The organism is Paenibacillus spongiae, assembly GCF_024734895.1.
Lineage (GTDB): Bacteria > Bacillota > Bacilli > Paenibacillales > Paenibacillaceae > Paenibacillus_Z > Paenibacillus_Z spongiae.
The window spans coordinates 6,140,252-6,159,216 of the sequence record NZ_CP091430.1; the positions used below are offsets into that span (position 1 = coordinate 6,140,252).

Here is an 18,965-nt window from a genome sequence, read left to right on the forward strand (position 1 = left end):
CCGATAATAGAGGTTATACATAAAGCCATCTCTCGGTGCTGTAAACTTGTCCGATTAAACACGCACTTGCAATGGCATTAAGCCGAACGTTTCTCATACAGGATGGGCAAATGAAGCTCGGCTCTCGTATAGATGCCGGGCTCGCTCTCCAACCGCAGCCCGTAGGGCTCCCCATACGACAGCCGGATCCGCTCATGAACGTTGCTGAGCCCGATCCCGAACATCTGCCGGTCATCGCTTGCGTTCTCTTGAATGGCCTGCAGCCTCCCCGGCGGCATGCCCGGCCCGTTGTCCGTGACCTGAACGAGAAACGACCGGCCGTCCGGGCATTTGGCGATGCGGATGACGATTGTGCCGATCCGTTCCGCCTCGTGCCCGACCAGACCGTGCAGCAGTGAATTTTCGACGAGCGGCTGAAGAAGCAGCGGAATGATCCGGCAGCGGAGCAAATCATCGTCAACATCGTAATGGACTTCGAAATCCTCGGCGAACCGGTATCGCTGAATATTGACGTAATTGGCGATGTTCGCCAGTTCCTCCACCATCGTGACGTAATCTTGCCCCCGGCCGGAGACGCTTCGCAGCAGCTCGATCAGCGATCCGGTCACCTCCTCGATATTGGGGACATGCTGCAGCTTCGCCAAGTAACGGATCGTATTCAGCGTATTGTACAGAAAATGCGGATGAATCTGTGTTTGTAACGCCTTTAAATCCACCTCCCGCTTCTTCTTCTCCTTCTCCTTGATATCGCGAATTAGGGATTGAATCGTCCGCATCATGGCGGCAAACCGGTCGGATAGCTGCCCGATCTCATCCCTTGAGCGGGGCAGGGCTGGAAGCTTCAAATTACCGTCCTCCACCTCCTTCATCGCGACGCTTAGCCGTTCGATATTTCGGGTCATATGCCGGGACAACGCAATCGATACGAACAGCGCGGCGGCCAGCACGACGCCTACCAGCCAGAACGTCTTGTCCCTCAGTTCCCGCGAATCGTGAATGAGCGACTCGACCGGGATAATGCCGACCGTCGTCCACATCGTTTGATCGGAGCGGTAGATCAGCACGGGGCAGCCATTCCGCTGAAAGTCCATTTCGCCTCCCTCGTGCTGGATGCGGCGCAGATTTTGCGTCAAGTCGGGATCATCCGCGAACTCCATGCGGAGCAGATCCGGATCGGAATGATAGATCGGACTTCCGTCCTGTCCGATGAGCATCACCTGCGTTCCTTCGAGCGGCTGGGAGTCAAACAGATGGCTGATCGCGGTATAGCGGATATACAGAAAAACGGCTCCGACGGGGCGGCCGTTCTTCATGATCGCTTGACCGATCGCGATCAGATGCGATTCATCGCTTTCCGGATCAAGCCCATCCTGCAGGCTGACCCGAAAAGACCTGATTTTGCCGGCGGCCTCCTTCACCTCCTCCATCCATATGTCCTCAAGCTCTCGATAATAGAGCTTCGGATCTCCGGCCGAATATAGTTGACCTTTCGAATCCAGGACATCGATGGCCAGAATGCTGCTATTGAAAGAATAGATGGACTGCAGGAACGATTCGACCTTCAGCCGGTTCAGAAAGCGTTCGTAATCGGTCAGCCCGCTCTTAGGCATCATCGCCTTCACGACGTTCTCCTTGTTCATCGATACGAGCGTGATCAGGCTCATGAAATCGCTCATCATCAAATCTAGGCTATGGTTGGCGTCTTTAATATTGTCCATGACATACCGCGTCGCGTTTCGCTTTAGCATTGCAGTCGAGTTGTCATACCAAATCCAGGTCATTGCAAACATGGCCAGAAACGTAAGCAAATTGAACGAAACAAAAATTTTCGCTTGAATGCTTCGCCTGATAGCAAATAACTTCGTTAAGTTGCCCAACTCCGCATCCTCCAATATGCAAATGAAAGCGATTACTTCCCTGTGACCGACGAAACCGCAGCTCCCGTTTGGGAGGGGAGCGCGGCTTCGCAGTGATTCTATGATGACAATCTATCCATGCGCATCTTATTCACCAGGCAATGCGCGACCCTGTAAACCGATGAACAACCGCTAGCAGGTTGAAGCGAATACGATACTGCTCCATCTCCACTCCACGACGGTCGCACGAACAAGCTAATCCAATTGGTACAACAACCAGAATTGCGCGATTCCGCCTTGGAGGTCCTGCCAGGTTCCGACACCCGCTCCGCTGTCGATGCTTGCTCCTCCTACATCCAAGGCTTTACCCGTTCCTACATTGATCAATTTGCAGTAGCCGCTGCCGGTATCGAGGATCTTCCATCTCTGCGTATCCAATCCTTGATTGTCCCGAATGACGACCGCTCCCCATGGGGCTTGGGGATCTTGAACGGTCAAGGCCTTGCCGCTGCCTTGATGGATCAATGCATAGGTGGAATCCCCAAGATCGACAATTTGCCAGCGTTGGGCGGCAATGCCATTCCGATCATCCCCCATCCGTATAGGAACATCATTCTCCGTATCGGCGCCAATGGCTTCGAGCGCTTTGCCGCCGTGCGGATTGATCAGCATATACTCGGCACCGGATTTGACCGAGAAGGCGTTATCGCCGGATAGTTCGATGTAGTCGATCTCGACGGAATGCTTGCCTTTCGCAAACCGGATCGTATTCCGGTAGCCCTTCTTCAGCTCGACCTGCATGCTAATCTCGGCAAATTGCTTGCTTCCCGTATGCGGCAAGGAGACCGTTGTCTCTGGCATTCCGTTCACGGATACTTGCTGCAGGGCATTAGGGCCGGCGCTGTTCGAATATCCAATCGTAAGGGTATACGTACCACCCTCCGGTACGTTCACGTCTTCGATCAACAAGGAACTATTCTTGTTATTGAGTCTGACGGCTTTGCCGCCCGATGCGTCCTTCTCTTCCTTGATGCCCGCCTTGTCTAACGTACCGTGCTCCGCTTCGATTCGATAATCGCCCGCTGGAACTTCAAGAGGTCCGTTCGTCGGAACGCCGAAATCCGGAGAACCGTCGGCCTTCCAGCCAAACGGCTGTATCCTTGTCGGACGAGGGCCGCATCCTTGACCGGCGCCGTTGTTGCCGTGGTAGACGATCAAATCTTGCGTACCGTCCTTCGAGGGGACGAATGAATTATGCCCGGGACCGTAGACGCCGTTTGCCGCCGATTTGCCGAATACCGGCTGTGCGGATTTGGTCCAGGCTGCGGGATCGAGCAAGCTGCCCGTTTCCGAAGCCGTCAGCATGCCGAGTGCGTAATCATCCTCCCAGCAGGCGCTTGCGGAATAGATCAGAAAGAGGCTGCCGTTTCGTTTCAGAATAACTGCACCCTCGTTGACATGCATCCCTTTCTGTTCCCAGCTGTACTCGGGTTTGGTCAAAATAACGTTATCGCCTGCCAATGTCCAGGGATTGGACATCGGCGCGATTGCGATTGCGCTGCCGTGCGCACCGGACCAATTTCCATAGGCCGCGTACATGAAGTACCGCTGCCCGTTATGGTCAAAGACCGTACCGTCCAGGCCCGCGTACTGCGTATTCACCTTCCCTTTATCGACCCACTCGCCCTGCAAAGGATCGGCGGAAGCGTTCTCCAGCACGTAGATCCCCCGGCAATTATCCCCGCATCCCGTATTGGCCGTATAGTAAATATACCATTTTCCATCCAGATGATGGATTTCGGGAGCCCAGATGTCTCTCAATCCAGAAGAAGCCTCCCAAACCGTCTTTCGCTCTCCAAGGTCCATTCCGGTCAACGATCGCGATTTCCAAATATCCAGCCGATTGCCCAATGTACGCATGAAATAGTAATAACCGTCGGTATGCAGCATGACAAACGGGTCGGCGCCGGCCGTATTAATCGGATTTGTGTATGTAAACGTAGATGCGGCTGCTGATGAAGCATCGAAGCTCAATGTTGTGAACAAGAGGGCGATCATGAGAAACAGCGTCATAGATAAATGAGGGAATCTTTTTCTTAAGGGCACTGTACGGCCACCTCCGACATGAATTCATATGATAACGAATAGTAAAATGAAAGCGATTACTCCCTTATGACTGACAAAGCCGCGGCTCCCGTTCGGGAGGGGAGCGCGGCTTCGCAGCGATTCTATGGTGACAATCTATCCATCCGCATCTTATTCGCCGGCAATGCCCGACTGTTCAATGCTTTCGACAAAATACCGCTGTACGAACAAGTATAGCAGAAGAATCGGAGCAATGGTCAGCATGACGCCGGCCATAATCTGATTCATCAATGTCGGTGCCTGGACGATCGCTCCCGATGCCTGCGCGGCTTGAGCCACCTGGTCGATATTCTGATTCGCGACGCCGTTGAAGACCGCCAGGTTCTGAGCCAAGTTGAAAAACTCCGGAACGAGCAAGTAGGTAGTCGGCTCGAACGTATCGTTCCAATGCCATACGACCGAGAACAGGAAGACGACCAGCATCGCCGGACGCGCAAGCGGGAACATGATTTGCCAGTAGGTCCGGAACGCGCCCGCTCCGTCGATCCTCGCCGCCTCTTCGAGTACATGAGGCAGCCTCCGATAGAACTGGATGAAGATGAGCACGAACAACGCGCCCTTCAGGCCATGGCCGAACAGCGAAGGGACGACGAACGGCAAATGCGTATTAATCCAGTTCAAATCGCTGAAGAAAATAAACAGCGGGACGACGATCGTCTGCGGCGGCACCAGAAACGTGAAGACGACCAGCGCGAGCCATAAGTCGCGGCCGGGAAATTGAAAGCGGGCAAAGCCGTACCCGACCACCGAGCAGCTCATGATTTGCAGCGCAGCGCTTCCGAACGAGGTGATGGCGCTGTTGGCCAAGCCCGGCCAGTAATGGATCGCATCCAGTACGATCGAATAGTTTTCCAGACTGAATGATTTCGGCACCCACTGCACGGTCGCATCGGCGACATCCTGCGGCTGCATGAGCGAACGCGAGATCATAAACAACAGCGGGTATACAAAGACGAACGACAGGCTGAGCAGCACCAAATAGTAGAATAAGCTTCCAATTATGCTGCGGCTCCGTTTCATGACGGTGATCTGCCAGCGCGCGCCTTCGGACGACGGATCGTTCAGATTCAGCTTCTTCAGCAGCGCAAACCCCGGTGCGTTCATCGCTAAGCCCTCCCTTCTGCCGCGGACATGCTTCTGCGGAATAGGAAGAAGACGACGCCGAGCACGATAAAGACGAATATGAAATAGAGCCATCCCATCGCGGAGCCATACCCGTAGTTATTGCTGCGAAAGACGACGTTCATCAGATGGTTCATGATCTGATTATCCGCTTTCGTAAAAGAGTTCACGATGCTAAACAGCGTATTGACGAGAATCATCGGCATAATCATCGGGAACGTAATCTTCCAGAACGCTTCCCATTTCGTCGCTCCATCCATATGCGCCGCTTCGTACAAGATCGGCGATATGGTCTGCAGGCCCGCCAGGAAAATCAGAATTTGCACCCCGGAGTCCCACATGACAAGCGTTAGGGAATCCGCATATTCCAGCAGCGGTTCCAGAATCGCTTCCGGGATAAACGTCATCAGCTTCATATACAGGCCGTCCTGCACGAAGATCGGCAGCCGGGCCGCCCCCTGCTCCAGCAGCTCGCGCAGCACGGCGCCCGACGCGATGATGACCGGCAGGAAGAAGATGCTCCGGAACAGCCCTCTGCCTATGCCGTGGCGGTTAAGCATCAGCGCGCTCAGCATGGAGAAGATCAAGATCAGCGGCACCTGCGTCAGCATCGTCGTCATCGTCTGCTGCATGAGCGGAAGAAAGTGGACGTCCGTCGTGAACGCCGAGCGGTAATGGAGCAGCCCGACATACGTTGCCTTCAGGCCATCCGGACTCGGCTCCAGCGTTTGCAGCGAATAGTAGAACGAGCGGCCGAGCGGAACGGCCAGAAACAGAAAGAAACCGAATATCCAAAGCGAGATGAAGGAATACCCTTCCACGATATGGCGCGTGCGAATGGAAAGCCTTAGTTTCTTGTTCATCGGTCAACCCCCGCCACGGCATATTTGAGCGGCTCTACCGACACATCGTCTACCGTAACCGCCTGCGTCCCGTAGTTCACGATGACCTGCAAGCCGCCCGAGTACGTCGTCCGGTATACATAGGCACCGAGCTTCTCGTGATTGACCATCTGCTCGTTCATCGTACGTTCGGCTATGTAGCGGAAAGCCTCGTATTCCTCCTGAGCCGGTCCGAGCCAGTCGGTATACAGCGAGCTGAACAAACGGTCCTCCATCGTGCGCTGCAGCCTGCTCGTCTCCTCGAAGGTAAGCTCGAACGACGGAATTGCGCCGTATTCCAGCATCCGCAGCCGTTGCGCTATCGAATCGTCGCGCAAGTTGCCAGGAGAAGCCGAGTACGGGATCAGACCATGCAGAACGAGCTGATAGAACGGCACCGTTTCGTCCGCGAAGATAAAATGGCTGGAATCGAGCGGTGCGCCGTCAATACGGTCCACGCTGCCGAATGTGTAGGCGAATCCATAATCGACAGCCACGGCTCCGAGCCTGCCGCGGTACAGTTCGAGCGCCTTGCGCCAAGCGCCCGCCGATTGATCCCGCTGCGTGAGCAGATCCGTATCCTGGTCGGAATAGAGCGAATCGCCAAGACCCGCAAAGCTGACGCCGGCAGCGCCCAAATCGGCATATTCGTCCAGATCGGCGTTGATATGTTTGTTCAGCACGCGCTCCGGCTTCATCAAGTAGAACGTTCTGTCCGGGTTTCCCCAGCCGCTGGAGACGAAATAGTCATAGGTCGTAAGCACCTCCCGGTCGATCCCGTGAATGCTGTCCTTGCGCTTGTTGAAGCCGTCGCTTTCGCTATTCACGCGCACATAGTCGGCGTTCAGAAACAGGCGTATGCCTTTGCTGCCGGCATATTCAATCAGCTTCTTCAGCTCCTTCCGGCCTCCAAGCGGCTTGCTGACCGGGAACTGTTCCGGCTGGTTGCCGTACTGGCCGTCGTCATTCCAGCCCGTGATCGTTAAGTCGAGCTGCGTCATCCCCCGCTTGGCGAAGGCGTCAATGACGGTTCGGACCTGTTCGAATGTGGTCATGGAAATAAAGGTCTTCCCGATCACTTCGTCGCGCAGGATACCTCCGAACAATCGGAGGTTGAGCGAAGTCCCGTTCGACGCAACGGGCTTTACACCCAGCTCGCGAATCAGATAGTTCCGATACGCCTTGGCCATGCCGACGTAGTTTGCCTCTTCGCCTTCCAGCAATAAAAAGCGGACGGCGCGGTCGCCGGCAATCCGGTTGCCCTGAAACAGCGGCACTCGGCCTGTCGCCCCGATGAAGATCACATCGTCGTTGCGGTAGATGAACTCGGCCGATACCCGGTAGAACGGTATGCTGCGGATTCCCGACGGCGTAGCGTTAATATTGGCCGCAAATTCGCCTTTCGTTACGATGCCTAGCGCCCCGATTCCGTTCTTGTAGATGCCGAATACGGGCAAAGCGATTTTCTCGCGGGGGGAAAGCTTGTGCAGCCAGGCCGCATCGATCGTATCGTTATATTGCGTGCGGAACGTCAGGTCGGGACCGTAAATCGGCTGTGAATAACCGGCGAAGTAAGGCGCATGCTTCTCCTTGAAGCGGATCAGCGCGCCCGAGCCGTCCGGCAGCAGGATCGCCCCGTCGTCCGAGCCGCGAGCCGCATTCATGAACGGCATCACCTCCAGGCTGACCAGACGGGCGGCACCCGCTTCGACGATCGATTCCTCGGGAATCGTGACTTCGATCCCATTGTCCAAGAGACGGTATTCCAGCGCGAGCTTCAGCTTCAGCTTGACGATATCGTAGTCTACGCGCAGTCCCGACTCGACCGGCTTAACCGCTACTTTCGTGCCTTTCTCCTTGGCCGGGTAAGTCGACGTCTTCTCGGCGCCCTCCGTATAGCTGATCAATACGGGGGATTCCATGTATCGCTTGTTCGCCGGCGTCGTCTTCTTGTCCGTCAGCGGGGCTCCCAGCCATTCTGAACCGGTCGCGTCGTTCACGACTCGAACGTTGCCGGTCTTCTCATCGGCATATAACGTGTAGATCCCGTTGGACGCCATTTTCTTCGTCGCCGAGACCGGATTCGTCTTCGGGACTGCCGTACCGGTTGCTGTTGAGGCCGTTCCCGCAGCCGCGTCCGGGACCGCTTCCTTAGCCGCCCCTGCATCAGTCTCCTCGGCCGCTTCCGCCACTGGTTCCGCAGCAGACTCCTCGGCCGCTTCTACGCTCGTTTCCACCTCAGGTTCCGCAACAGACTCCTCGGCTGCTTCCACGCCCGTTTCCGCCGCAGGTTCCGCCTTGTCGGCCTCCTCCGCCTGACTGAATATCGGAAGCGCAGCCACAACCGCAGCGGCGAGCAATACGGTGAGGACGGCATATCGTTTGGTGCGTTTCATCCGCTATCCTCCCTCCTACGATCGTAGTCGCACTTCCTTGAAGATATCCGTAACAAAGCTGACAAACTGGTTAATCAGACCGAAGAGCAGAATGCCGACGAACAGGACGATCGCCATCGAGATCACGGTAAGGACCGCGATCCACAGCATCTTGCCGAGCTCGAAGTCGTGAAGGATCTTGATCTTGATCAGAATGAGCCACCCGCACCAGATGAACAGCAGGTTCGTCAATGTATGGACGATGTCGGCTTCTTCCAGCGACAGGATGTTCGTAAGCAGTGTCACCGGAAGCGAGAAGAGAATGAACGGAACCAGGGCAAACGCGCTGCCGACGAAAATCTCCTTGAACTTCCCCTCGCCTTCCATAATGGCGCTCACCGCCCAGTTGGCGATGCAGTACACGAGCCAGGGAACGAGAATGTAGACCAGTTCGTAGAACCAGGATATTTCATAAGGCTCGCGCGTTTCGAATGCGTAGCCGGTCATCAGGATCGACAGCATTCGTATGGCAAAGGCGAGTGCGATCAGCACAAATCCTTGATGCCAGAAGATTCGTCTCGGGTTCTGGATTTCGAAATAAAAGTCGATCGGATGTGCGATAACGAGGCGCATGAGCAGCAGCGTGTTCATACCGACTCTCCCTTCCCGGCTGCCGGAACCGCGGGTCCGGCTGCTTCAAGGTCGCGATCGCCGCCGCGCGCGTCGGCAAGCTTCTTCAGTCCGCGGACCAGACGGGGAAGACCGAACCTAAGCGCCGCAAGCAGCGCGATCGCGATCAAGGCGATCCAGGCGAAGTGCTCCCTTGTATATTGTTTGCGGTACTCGCGGAAGGCCGTGGAATAATCGCCCTTCACTTTGGCCAGCTTGAAGTAGCGCATGGCTTCCTCGTAACGTTCGGCTTTGTATAGCGCCTTGCCGATCGCATGATAGGCCATGGCGAAGTTTCCGTTCAGCTTCAACACTTCATTCCACATTTGCTGCGCTTCCTCATAGCGGCCTTCAACATAGAGCGCCGACGCCTCGTGAACCAGATCGGCGAACGGCGTCGTCCGGAAGAAGTCGATCCGGCTTCGGCCTTTATCGACGACGGCGATGACGCCTTCCTGCAGCTGCGCCACCGTCGCCGGCGTCTTGAACAGCCCGTTCTGCTCGCCCATGCCGCCGAATGCAAACAGCAGGTTGCCAAGCTTGTCGTATTGAAACACTTTGCTCGATTGCAGATCCAGCGCCGTAATGAAGCCTTCCGGACTTACCGAGATGCCGACGAAGGACGGCATCTGGAAGGGTCCGGCTTCGAAGCGGCTGCCGTATCGGACTTCGCTGCCGGGATTGAGCGTATCGACGCCGACCGGCGACAGCCGTTTGATCTGATTCGTTTCCGTGGCCAGCGTCGTCGTATAGACGAAGCCATCGGCGTCCTGGGCGACATTGGAGAACTCCATCGGCTTCTGAACCGCCAGCTGGCTCTTCTGCTCTTCGGTTGCGACCATCTTGACGAACAGCCGCTCCCAGCTAAACCCGATATGGTTGGCGCCGAAGAACCCTTTGAACTCGCCCTTGGCGTCGATCTGGATCAGTCCCTGCGTATTCCCTTCGCTTATGACCAGCATATAGTCGCGCTTGTCGACAATGACCTTCGACGGCGAGTAGGTGAACGTTTCGCCGAGCAGCCTGCTCTTCGGAGCAGGGAACGATTTCACATAGTCGCCTTTGGCGCCGAACACGGCAATCCGCTGGTTTTTCGTATCCGCCACATAGACTAAGCCGTCTTTTTTGACAAATACGCCTTTCGGCTCGTTCAGCATCCCCGGTCCTTCGTTATCGCCGATGACGCCCAGAACCCTGCGATCGCGAGTCAAGCGTACGATTCGGTTATTGCCCGTATCGGCCACGTACAGCGTGCCGTCATCGGCTGCGAACAAATCCTGAGGCTCCTTGAACGGGCCGGATTCGAGATCATATCCGTCAATCGAATCCATATAAACATAGCCGTTGATGGAGTGGACATCGCCATAACCGAGGCTTCTGGTATAGCCGTCGTAGGGGATCGCGGCATCGGCGGCCGGGTCGTATAGCCCCATCGCAACCGCGGCAAGCAGCGTCAGCCCGATTATACGTATCACGCGTTTCAAGTCGGCTCCCCCTCTACTCTTTCAGGCCCGAGTGGGCCATCGTCTGCAGCACCATGCGCTGCGTGATGATGAAGACCACGATCGTCGGAACGATCATCAGGAAGCTGGCCGCCGCAAGCGTGCCGACGCGGGCGATCACGCCCGCCCCGCCGCTGATGGTCTGGATGGCGAGGGGCAGCGCCTTCATATCTTCCTGCGTCGTATACACCTGGGACGGATAGGGATCGTTCCACGCCTGGATGAAGCTGAACAAGGCGAAGGTGGCAATGGCCGGTTTCAGCATCGGCATGATGACACGCCAGAACACCTGCCATTCGGAAGCGCCGTCGATCCGGGACGCCTCAAGCAGCGCATCCGGAATTTGCCTTAGAAACTGCGTCATGAGGAACATGCCGACCGGCGCTGCCAGATAGGGAAGCACGAGGGCGAAATAAGTGTTCATCAGACCGCTCCGGCTAATGAGCAGGTACTGCGGAATTTGCAGCACGATCGGCGAGAACATGAGCGCCAGTACTATCATGTTGAAGATAAACTGGCGAAACGGCATCTGATGCTTGGCCAGCGGATAAGCGGCCATCGCCGAAATGAGCACGCCGCCGATGACGATCGAGCCCGATATGACGATGCTGTTGAAGATGTAACGGGAGAACGGTACGAATGACGTTCCTGTAATAAGGAGCAGGTCCCGGAAATTCATCCATGTCGGATTGCGCACGAAGAAGCGCGGCGGGAAAAGAAACAGCTCGCTGATCGGCTTCATCGCCGTCGTCGCCATGTAAACGAGCGGCAGCAGCATGACGAGACCGAATCCCGTTAAAAAAACATACAGAACAATGCTGCTCCAATCGATTCTGCGGCCTTTTACGATGCCCTCCATGAGCTAGTCCCTCCCCAGCAGCTTAAAGATGACCCGGTTCAGACCGATCATCATCGCGAACAGCACGACGGCGATGGCGGACGCGTAGCCCATTTCGAACTTGATGAACGCATAGTCGTACAAGTGCGTCAATATCGTATGCCCGGCATAAAGCGGACTCGGCAGCCCGACAAGCTGGATGCTGACATCGAATACCGTGAGCGAAGAGACGACCTGCAGCACCGCGCCGAAGAGCAACTGCGGCTTGACGGCCGGAACGGTAATGTAGATGAGCTCCTGCCAGCGGTAGCGGATACCGTCGATCGCACCGGCTTCGTACAGATCCTTCGGCACGTTCTGCAGCCCCGCCAGGAAGGCCAGAAAGCCGACGCCCATGCTCATCCACAGCGACACGATGATAATAACCGGCACGATGGAATCGACATTTTGCAAAAATAAATACGGTTCGTCGATAAGGCCGAGCTTCATCGCGTAATAATTGAGCAGCCCTTTGCGGTCGCCTGCGAACAGGTAGAGCCAGACGACCGACATGGCCACCGCGCTCGTAATCGACGGCGTATAGAAGCACAGCGTGTAGAAGAAACGGTATTTGACTGGAATTTGGCTAATCAGCCAAGCGAGCAGAAACGCCATCGCATACCCTAGAGGACCTGTTATGAAAGCGAATTTCAGCGTAATGCCGATGGCCTTCAGGAAGATGTCGTCGTCAACGAACAGCAGCTTGTAATTGGAGAGCCCGATAAACTTCGGCGCTTCCAGAATGTTGTAGTAGGTGAAGCTAAGTCCGACCGACATAAAAATCGGAATGATGGTGAAGAACGTAAACAGCAGCAGGAAAGGGGCCAGGAACAAGTACGATACTTTGTTCCGCTTCACATCCGCCCACAGCCGGACCATACGCCCCTGACGCACCGGGCTTGCCTGCATGGCGGAGGTTGCCGGCACTGCCGCCTCCGTATTCGCGCTCATGGCCATCCCCCTCCTTGATCGGCTGCAGCTTGTTTCGCCGTTCCGGCATCGTCGATCCCAAACTCCTCGCGTTTCTTGCGAAGCTCTTTGTTAATCTCGCGCACGCCCTCTTCGACCGCTTCGCGGATGACTTTGCCGTTCAGCACGATTTCATTCCACATGTTGGCGATATAACGGGTCGTGTAGTAACCGCCCAATACAATCTCGCGTTCCTTGAACCACTCCCACTGCTCGAGGATCGCATCGATATCGGCTTTTTGCCATGGCAGACGCTTGAGCGCCTCGACGTTCGCGGTATTCCAGCGCGCTTCGACGCCAAGCAGCGATTCCAGCTCGGTGCCGAACTTCTCCTGCGCGTCCGCACTCGTCCACCATTTGAGGAAAGTCCATGCCTGCTCCTGCTTATCGGAGCTCTTGAAGATCATGCCGGTTTGGCCGAGACCGCCAGTCGCCCGGTTAATTCTGCCGTCCGGCTGCTTCATGCCCGGAATCGGCTTCATGCCCCACCACCCGGTCAGTTCCGGCGCCGCTGTCGACAGCAGAATATAGGTCGAGTAATCGGCGACCCCGATCGGCATTTCACCCGAACGAAAACGGTTGTAGAAGTCAGCCTGCTTCTGAATCTTGTAGTTCGTGAACAGCCCGGTCCACTGCTTCATCGCCTGGAGCGCTTCCGGGGCATCCAGATTGGATTTGTCCCCGTCTTCCCGATAGAATTCGCCCCCGTATTGAAACAGGAACGGCGCGAACTCGCTGATCGCCAGATTCGGGTTGTTCGGGGCATGCGGGTAGTAGAAGTCCATCCCGTTCTGCTGCAGCATTGGAATCAGATTCAAGACCTCATCCCAGGTCTGCGGAATATCGTCTTCCGATACCCCCAGCTGCTCCAAAATGTCTTTGCGGTAAAACAGCATGAAGAAGTTCTGGTTCTCCGGCAGGGCGTAATCGCCGCCGTTATATTTGAAAGGAATGAGCGCGCCCGGCCGGAATCGGCCGGCGACGTCCTTGTAGTCCGGGAAGCGGTTCAGATTGACCAGACCGTCGCGCACCGCGAAGTCGATCGGCACCTCGCCCTCGACGCCGAGCGCCACGTCGGGCGCCAGCCCTGCCGTATTGGCGAGCAGCAGGATCTGCATCTGTTGAGCGGGAATAACGTTGACATTCACTTTAATGCCGGTTTCCGGCGTGAAATCCTCGTCAATCATCTGCTTGATGATTTGCACCCAATCGCGTCCGCGCGCGACCCATACGTCGAGCGTCTCTTCATTGCCATACACGTTGCCGACGCCGCTGTAATCCTTCGTAAACGATTTGGCAAAATCGCCCGCCATCGTCAGCGCGCGCACGTATGCGGGCGCTTCGCCCTTCGGCCATGATCGGCCGGGCGACTGCACGATCAGGTAGTCCAGGATCAGGCTTTGCTTCGACAAGCCGTTCACCCACAGGCCCAGCGACGATTGCAAATCGGTGATGGCGCCCAGCCTGGCAGGGATCGTCTTCGTATCTCTGGCTATATCGATCATCTGATCGCGCGCCTGATAGATCGTGCTGATGTCGGAGCTGCCTTCCTTGACCCCAAGCTTGTATAGTTCCTGAATGACGTCGTCGAAATCGCGGGCCATCATGTAGAGGCGGGCGACGAGATTCGGAATGCTTTCTTCCAGGCGCCAATCGCCGTTCGGATCCGGATTCGTTCCCGTGACGCGAATGACTTCGCGCGACAGCATCGAAATTTTGTGCGTCGTATCGGTGATTTTCTCCAGCACGCTGCCGAGAGCGCCAACCTGAACCTCCATGCGAACGGTGTGCTTGCCTTTCTCCAGGTAGAATAGATATAAGCCGTCTTCATTGCCGAGTTTCGCGATTTGCCATTTCACCGCATACGGGAACGTGAACGCATTGGCTTCCGCAAACGGCAGCTTGCCGTCGATCGTCAGGCTGCGCTGCGCCGGAAATCCGTTCAAATACCACTGCCCATAACGGGCGCCGATATGATAGAGTCCGCTCTCCGGCACTTCGAACTCCCATTCAGCCCACTGCCCGCCGGAGCGCCAGGTAGGGCCGCCGAACGAATTCAGCACGATGGCATCCTTATTGAACGGCTCGGTCGTCGGTTCGCGGTCCTCGATGCGTTTCAGCGTAGGGTCCGAACGGAGGGTGGCCGCCTCCGCCTGAATATGAAGAGAGAAATCCCGTACCGGTTTATAGCCCTTGCGGTCATACTCTTCCCGTATTTGCGCATAAGAAGGCGCTGCGACCGGCGAATGAACGACGATGTCCCCCATCGCCGCCGGCTCTCTCACCGCTTCGATCCGCAGCGTGTGCTCGCCCCGCTTCAGAAAGAAACGGAACGGCTCGTATACTTTCCCTTCCGTATCGCGGAATTCACGGTATTGCCAGCCGGACGCTTCCAGGCGACGGGGGTTGAACTCGTTGCCCTGGTTGTCATACCACGGCTTGCCCGTTTCGCGCCACATGCGCTGAAAGTCGATCTTCTTCGCCTGAAAGAAGGGGTATTCGCCGTCGATTCTTACAGCCCGGACGACAGGAGAACGTTTGCCCGGCAGCGTATAATAGTTCATTCCGATCTGATAGTAGCCATCTTGCGGAACGTGAATCTTGTATTCCGCCCAGCTGTTCTCTTCCATAAGCGCCAATACTTGACCGCTTCGGCCGCCGAGATCCTCTTGAACCTGCGCTCCCTGCGGACTGATCGCCGAATACGCCATCGAGGCGATCGTCTGCTTGAACGATTCTGTGTCCTTCGCTCCTGCTTTGTTATGCGTTTCTGCATACTTAAGGTACGATGGCTCCAATTTGGACTTGATATCCTCCTGCTGCAGAATCGAGCTTTCGTCCACATCGGCAAAGACAGGCACGGTCGCCATGATCGTATCGTCATAGCTCCTCGTGCCGTTCCACCATGCCAAGAAGAGGCCCAGCAGCAGAATGACCGCGATGGTCACCTTGAATTTCCGCAAAAAAGTTAGCATGAAGGTCGGTCCTCCTGACCAAATTTGCTAAGCAGAGGCCCCTGGTACGCACACCTCAGCGGGCAAACCGTACGGCCGCGCCAGCTGGCACAGCCGCCGCGGTTCATCCGCTGCCTGCCGTTATTCGATGTTGTAGGCTTTCTTCAGCTTGTCGATTTCCGGTCCAAGCTGACGCTTGATATTGTCTTCGATTTTGTTGATTTCGGTCTTCGAATCGACATTCTTGTCAAGCGCCTCAAGCACGCCTTTCAGCCAAATATCCCATGCCTTGCCATCGAGCTCCGTCTTCTTGAGCGGCTGCAGCTTCTCGGCCAGCTGCGAGTAGAGAGCGAAATCCGCTTGCCCGCCGAGGTATTCGTTCGTCAGCTCCTGATACCAAGATGCTTCCGCAATGCTTTTCCAGCCCGGCTGTACGGACCATTTCACGAATATTTTCCAGGCATCTTCAGAGAACTGCATCCACTCCAAAAATTTCCATGCCGCCAGTTTGTTCTCATCCGGCGCTTGCTTCGGAATGACGAACGTGGAGCCTCCGCCGCCGTAATAAATGCCCATCGGAACGCTCGTCGCCCGCCATTTTCCCTTCTGATCCGGGAACACCTTGGCAATCTCCCGGGCGCCCCAGGAGCCGAGCACGAGGCCGACCAGCTTGCCGCTCTTCACGAGCGCCTTTCCTTTCTCGTCTCCAAATCCCATATGCGGCGCGATTTTCAATTGGTTTTGGCGTTTCGTCACATCGAGAATTTTCACCAGCTCTTCGGTATTGCGCAGCCAATTGAAGTCTTTGTCGAAATAGCCTACCGCGTCGCCCGCCCAATGAACCGGACCATCGCGCCATTCCATGCCGAATTTGCCGTTGGAGGTGAGCGTTTCCACAACCGTGATCCAGTTGTCCGCATCGGCGATATATTCGCCCAGCTCTTCCGGTTCGGAAGGAAGGCCCAGCTCTTCGAAGATGTCGGCGCGGTAGTAGTATACGCCGGGGGTTACGTCCCACGGAATGCCGAGCAGCTTCGTATTGTCCTGGTTCATCCAGCGGAACCAGTTGTAATCGGTCGTGTCTTCCTTGTACTTGCCGGCTTCGTAAGGCGCCTCAAGCAAATCTTCCAGCACATCGCCCTTTATGTAGCGGGGGAACTGTCCTTGCTCGACCTGCGCAATGTCGGGAGCGCCTTTGCCTGCTGCCAGCGTCGTTTGGAGCTTGTCATGCACTTCCCATCCGAGGCCGACGACATTGACCTTGATTTTCGGATACACTTTATTGAAGGAAGCGGCGATTTCTTTATGAATTTCGGGGGAGAAGGTCCAGAATGTGATGCTGCCGGACATGTCAGTATCCGTAAATTGCACTGCCGGAGCATCCACGGAACCATTATTAGCTGCACCGTCGTTGCCTTGGACATTGTTGCCGGAATTACTCCCTGCGTTATTCCCCTCCTTATTCGCCCCTGGATCGGTCTGACCATTAGTACCGGCCGGCGCGTTCTTCGTCCCCGAACTGCAAGCCGACAATACGAATGCCAGTACAAGAAGCAGGATGAAGCTTTTGGACCGCCATGCTTTCATAGAAACCCTCCTTAAGAATAATGAATGCAAACAACTTCTCTAAAACGCTTACATCGCACTTCTGACTGGAAGCCTCTTGTGGAGTCACTCTACTATCGTAATGGTTGAAAACAGAGGAATAAATGAACGATTTTTGAAAAACACTTCATTATTTTTAACACTTTCGGGGAGCGGCTGCATGACGGAACAAGAAGAAACCTATAGCCTCTCGCCGGACCAATTCCGGGAGCAGCAGGGCAAGTAAGGGGACAAGCGATTATGGAATCCGGGGGGGGGGGGCTCCAAGTGTTCCATTCTTGTCTACACAGGTTGAACCGCAAGTTATGGCGAGGTTCTACACAAGTTGAACGAATGGAAGCTATGGCGAGCAGAGCGGATAGAAACGTTCCGGGTAAGTGCCCGCATGCGCTCCCCCTGATTGATCGGATATGGGGTTGGGGTTGGGGTTGGCTATAACTTTGTAATCTTGTATTTTATACAACATTGGAGAGGAAAAACCCTGAGGATACGGATATTGTTGCACATTCTACAACAATTTCCTCAAAAAAGCGGCTAATCCATGTTTTCATAACCACATTGTTGTATAGAATACAACAATTCGGCCAATGAGGGCTAAATGATGAAGTTATGTTGCACTTTTTACAACATCACCATCCGTCTGCATCGATCGCGCGATAGAGAGATAGTATACAAGGCAATTATCCATCCATCGCGCGATAGAAAAATAGTATGCAAGGTAATCATCCATTGATCCATTGATCCATTGATCCATCCATCCATCCATCCATCCATCGATCGATCGCTCGATAGAAATGATAGCATACCAGGTAATCTGAATAGATGTGGTCGACCGTTGGCCATATCGGAATTTGCCACGTATGCAACGTATACGGTCGACAAAAAAAACCATCCCTGTCGGAACAGGAATGGGGCGGCGCCAGCGGCGTTTCACTGGATTCATTCGCTTTGATTATACAATCGGATCATGTGCTTGATTTTCATTGAATAGAAACCTGCAATACTGCTCCAAGTAAATGACGGTTTCTTGATGGGATAATTGATTAAGGAGATGCTCGGATTCGATCAGAATAACCTCGTCGATCTCCTTTCCGCAGGGCTTCAATTCATCGGGACGGCCGATAAGCTCCACAAGAAACATCGTTGTCTCCTGGGATGCATACCCAATTTTCTTGCGAATCTCCTCAGGGAAAGAAAACGTTATTTTCGCCGGAAGCTCCTGCCTAATGATATAATTATCTGTCCCCGTTTCTTCCATTAACTCCCGTAGAACTGCTTCCTCTAAGCTTTCGTCCTCTTCTAAACCGCCTTTGGGAAAGTCCCATACACCAGATTCCTTCTCATAGGTATTCTTGACTTTATGTACCAGGACGAACTTATCCCCTTGATAGGCTATTGCTCCAACCGCTCTTCGAACCGATTGATAATGCGATACATCGCCGTATATGTCTATAGTATACTCCGTATCAATCAGGGTTACCTTGCTCAAAGCCGTAGGCTGAAGGATGGGCGGCGTCCATAATTGATCAAGGGGATCACCTCTGTAGTGAGCCAATATAGCCTTCAGAGTCACCGCATGCGTAATAAGCAGAATATTGCCGCCTCTATGTTTGGACACCATCCGATGTAAGGCTGGGATTATTCGATCTTGCAATTGAGCAAACGATTCTCCGCCATTAATGGGCTTATAGAGATGAGGTGTATTCCAGAAGCTGTAATGCTCATCAGGACAGGTTCTTTCCAGATCCGAACGTATCTGTCCCTCCCACGAGCCCAGGTTTATTTCCAAAAAGCTGTCACAGGGGGTAATATCCAGTTCCCTTGTCCCTCTAATAATCTCTGCGGTATGAATCGCTCTTCGGCTGGAACTGGTATAGATGGCATCAAAATGAATGTCCTTCAGTGAAGCTCTTAACCAGGCTGCTTGCCTTTTGCCTAGCTCCGTTAACGGGGAATCCCTATGACCTTGCAATCTACCTTCCACATTCCAAGTGGTCTCACCGTGCCGCG

At 54.9% G+C, this 18,965-nt stretch carries 12 protein-coding genes; all 12 read right to left on the bottom strand.

Going from position 1 to position 18,965, the window contains the following annotated elements; all coding sequences use genetic code 11:
* Positions 1 to 77: 77 nt before the first annotated feature.
* The 12 genes from L1F29_RS27635 to L1F29_RS27695 all read right to left on the bottom strand — a co-directional run bounded on the left by L1F29_RS27635 (position 78) and on the right by L1F29_RS27695 (position 18,927).
* A complete protein-coding gene (locus L1F29_RS27635; protein ID WP_258385236.1) occupies positions 78 to 1,877 on the bottom strand; it encodes a cache domain-containing sensor histidine kinase in 1,800 nt (599 codons plus the stop codon).
* A 234-nt stretch (positions 1,878 to 2,111) separates the two neighbouring features.
* The gene (locus tag L1F29_RS34260; protein WP_309252345.1) at positions 2,112 to 3,962 is read right to left on the bottom strand and encodes a family 43 glycosylhydrolase; all 1,851 of its coding nucleotides are present in this window, start codon (positions 3,960 to 3,962) and stop codon (positions 2,112 to 2,114) included.
* 150 nt (positions 3,963 to 4,112) lie between these two features.
* Positions 4,113 to 5,105, bottom strand: coding sequence for a carbohydrate ABC transporter permease (locus L1F29_RS27650; RefSeq protein WP_258385237.1), 993 nt, complete (start codon positions 5,103 to 5,105; stop codon positions 4,113 to 4,115).
* Between the two features lie 2 nt (positions 5,106 to 5,107).
* Positions 5,108 to 5,986: a carbohydrate ABC transporter permease gene (locus L1F29_RS27655; protein ID WP_258385238.1), complete on the bottom strand. Its 879-nt coding sequence runs from the start codon at positions 5,984 to 5,986 to the stop codon at positions 5,108 to 5,110.
* A complete protein-coding gene (locus tag L1F29_RS27660; protein ID WP_258385239.1) occupies positions 5,983 to 8,400 on the bottom strand; it encodes a DUF5696 domain-containing protein in 2,418 nt (805 codons plus the stop codon). Before L1F29_RS27660 ends, L1F29_RS27655 begins: the two co-directional genes overlap by 4 nt.
* 15 nt (positions 8,401 to 8,415) lie before the next feature.
* Positions 8,416 to 9,030, bottom strand: a complete 615-nt coding sequence (locus L1F29_RS27665; RefSeq protein ID WP_258385240.1) for a YIP1 family protein — start codon at positions 9,028 to 9,030, stop codon at positions 8,416 to 8,418.
* Positions 9,027 to 10,523, bottom strand: a complete 1,497-nt coding sequence (locus L1F29_RS27670) for a hypothetical protein (RefSeq protein ID WP_258389829.1) — start codon at positions 10,521 to 10,523, stop codon at positions 9,027 to 9,029. The genes L1F29_RS27665 and L1F29_RS27670 overlap by 4 nt, the downstream gene beginning before the upstream one ends.
* Positions 10,524 to 10,545: 22 nt before the next feature.
* Positions 10,546 to 11,409 carry a carbohydrate ABC transporter permease gene (locus L1F29_RS27675; protein WP_258385241.1) on the bottom strand — a complete coding sequence of 288 codons (864 nt, stop codon included), beginning with the start codon at positions 11,407 to 11,409 and terminating at the stop codon, positions 10,546 to 10,548.
* 3 nt (positions 11,410 to 11,412) lie between these two features.
* Positions 11,413 to 12,378 (bottom strand): carbohydrate ABC transporter permease, encoded by a 966-nt coding sequence (locus tag L1F29_RS27680; RefSeq protein WP_258385242.1) that lies wholly within the window; start codon positions 12,376 to 12,378, stop codon positions 11,413 to 11,415.
* On the bottom strand, positions 12,375 to 15,371 hold the full coding sequence (locus L1F29_RS27685; RefSeq protein WP_258385243.1) for an extracellular solute-binding protein: 2,997 nt from the start codon (positions 15,369 to 15,371) through the stop codon (positions 12,375 to 12,377). Before L1F29_RS27685 ends, L1F29_RS27680 begins: the two co-directional genes overlap by 4 nt.
* A gap of 120 nt (positions 15,372 to 15,491) precedes the next feature.
* Positions 15,492 to 16,937, bottom strand: a complete 1,446-nt coding sequence (locus tag L1F29_RS27690) for an ABC transporter substrate-binding protein (RefSeq protein ID WP_258385244.1) — start codon at positions 16,935 to 16,937, stop codon at positions 15,492 to 15,494.
* Positions 16,938 to 17,907: 970 nt separating this feature from the next.
* Positions 17,908 to 18,927: a histidine phosphatase family protein gene (locus tag L1F29_RS27695; RefSeq protein WP_258385245.1), complete on the bottom strand. Its 1,020-nt coding sequence runs from the start codon at positions 18,925 to 18,927 to the stop codon at positions 17,908 to 17,910.
* Positions 18,928 to 18,965: the final 38 nt, after the last annotated feature.

Excerpts from the sequence above, each read along its gene's own strand:
- L1F29_RS27690 (WP_258385244.1), bottom strand. The coding sequence starts at position 16,937 with ATGAAAGCATGGCGGTCCAAAAGCTTCATCCTGCTTCTTGTACTGGCA.
- L1F29_RS27665 (WP_258385240.1), bottom strand. The coding sequence starts at position 9,030 with ATGAACACGCTGCTGCTCATGCGCCTCGTTATCGCACATCCGATCGAC.
- L1F29_RS27650 (WP_258385237.1), bottom strand. The coding sequence starts at position 5,105 with ATGAACGCACCGGGGTTTGCGCTGCTGAAGAAGCTGAATCTGAACGAT.
- L1F29_RS27675 (WP_258385241.1), bottom strand. The coding sequence starts at position 11,409 with ATGGAGGGCATCGTAAAAGGCCGCAGAATCGATTGGAGCAGCATTGTT.
- L1F29_RS27680 (WP_258385242.1), bottom strand. The coding sequence starts at position 12,378 with ATGAGCGCGAATACGGAGGCGGCAGTGCCGGCAACCTCCGCCATGCAG.
- L1F29_RS27655 (WP_258385238.1), bottom strand. The coding sequence starts at position 5,986 with ATGAACAAGAAACTAAGGCTTTCCATTCGCACGCGCCATATCGTGGAA.
- L1F29_RS27660 (WP_258385239.1), bottom strand. The coding sequence starts at position 8,400 with ATGAAACGCACCAAACGATATGCCGTCCTCACCGTATTGCTCGCCGCT.
- L1F29_RS27685 (WP_258385243.1), bottom strand. The coding sequence starts at position 15,371 with ATGCTAACTTTTTTGCGGAAATTCAAGGTGACCATCGCGGTCATTCTG.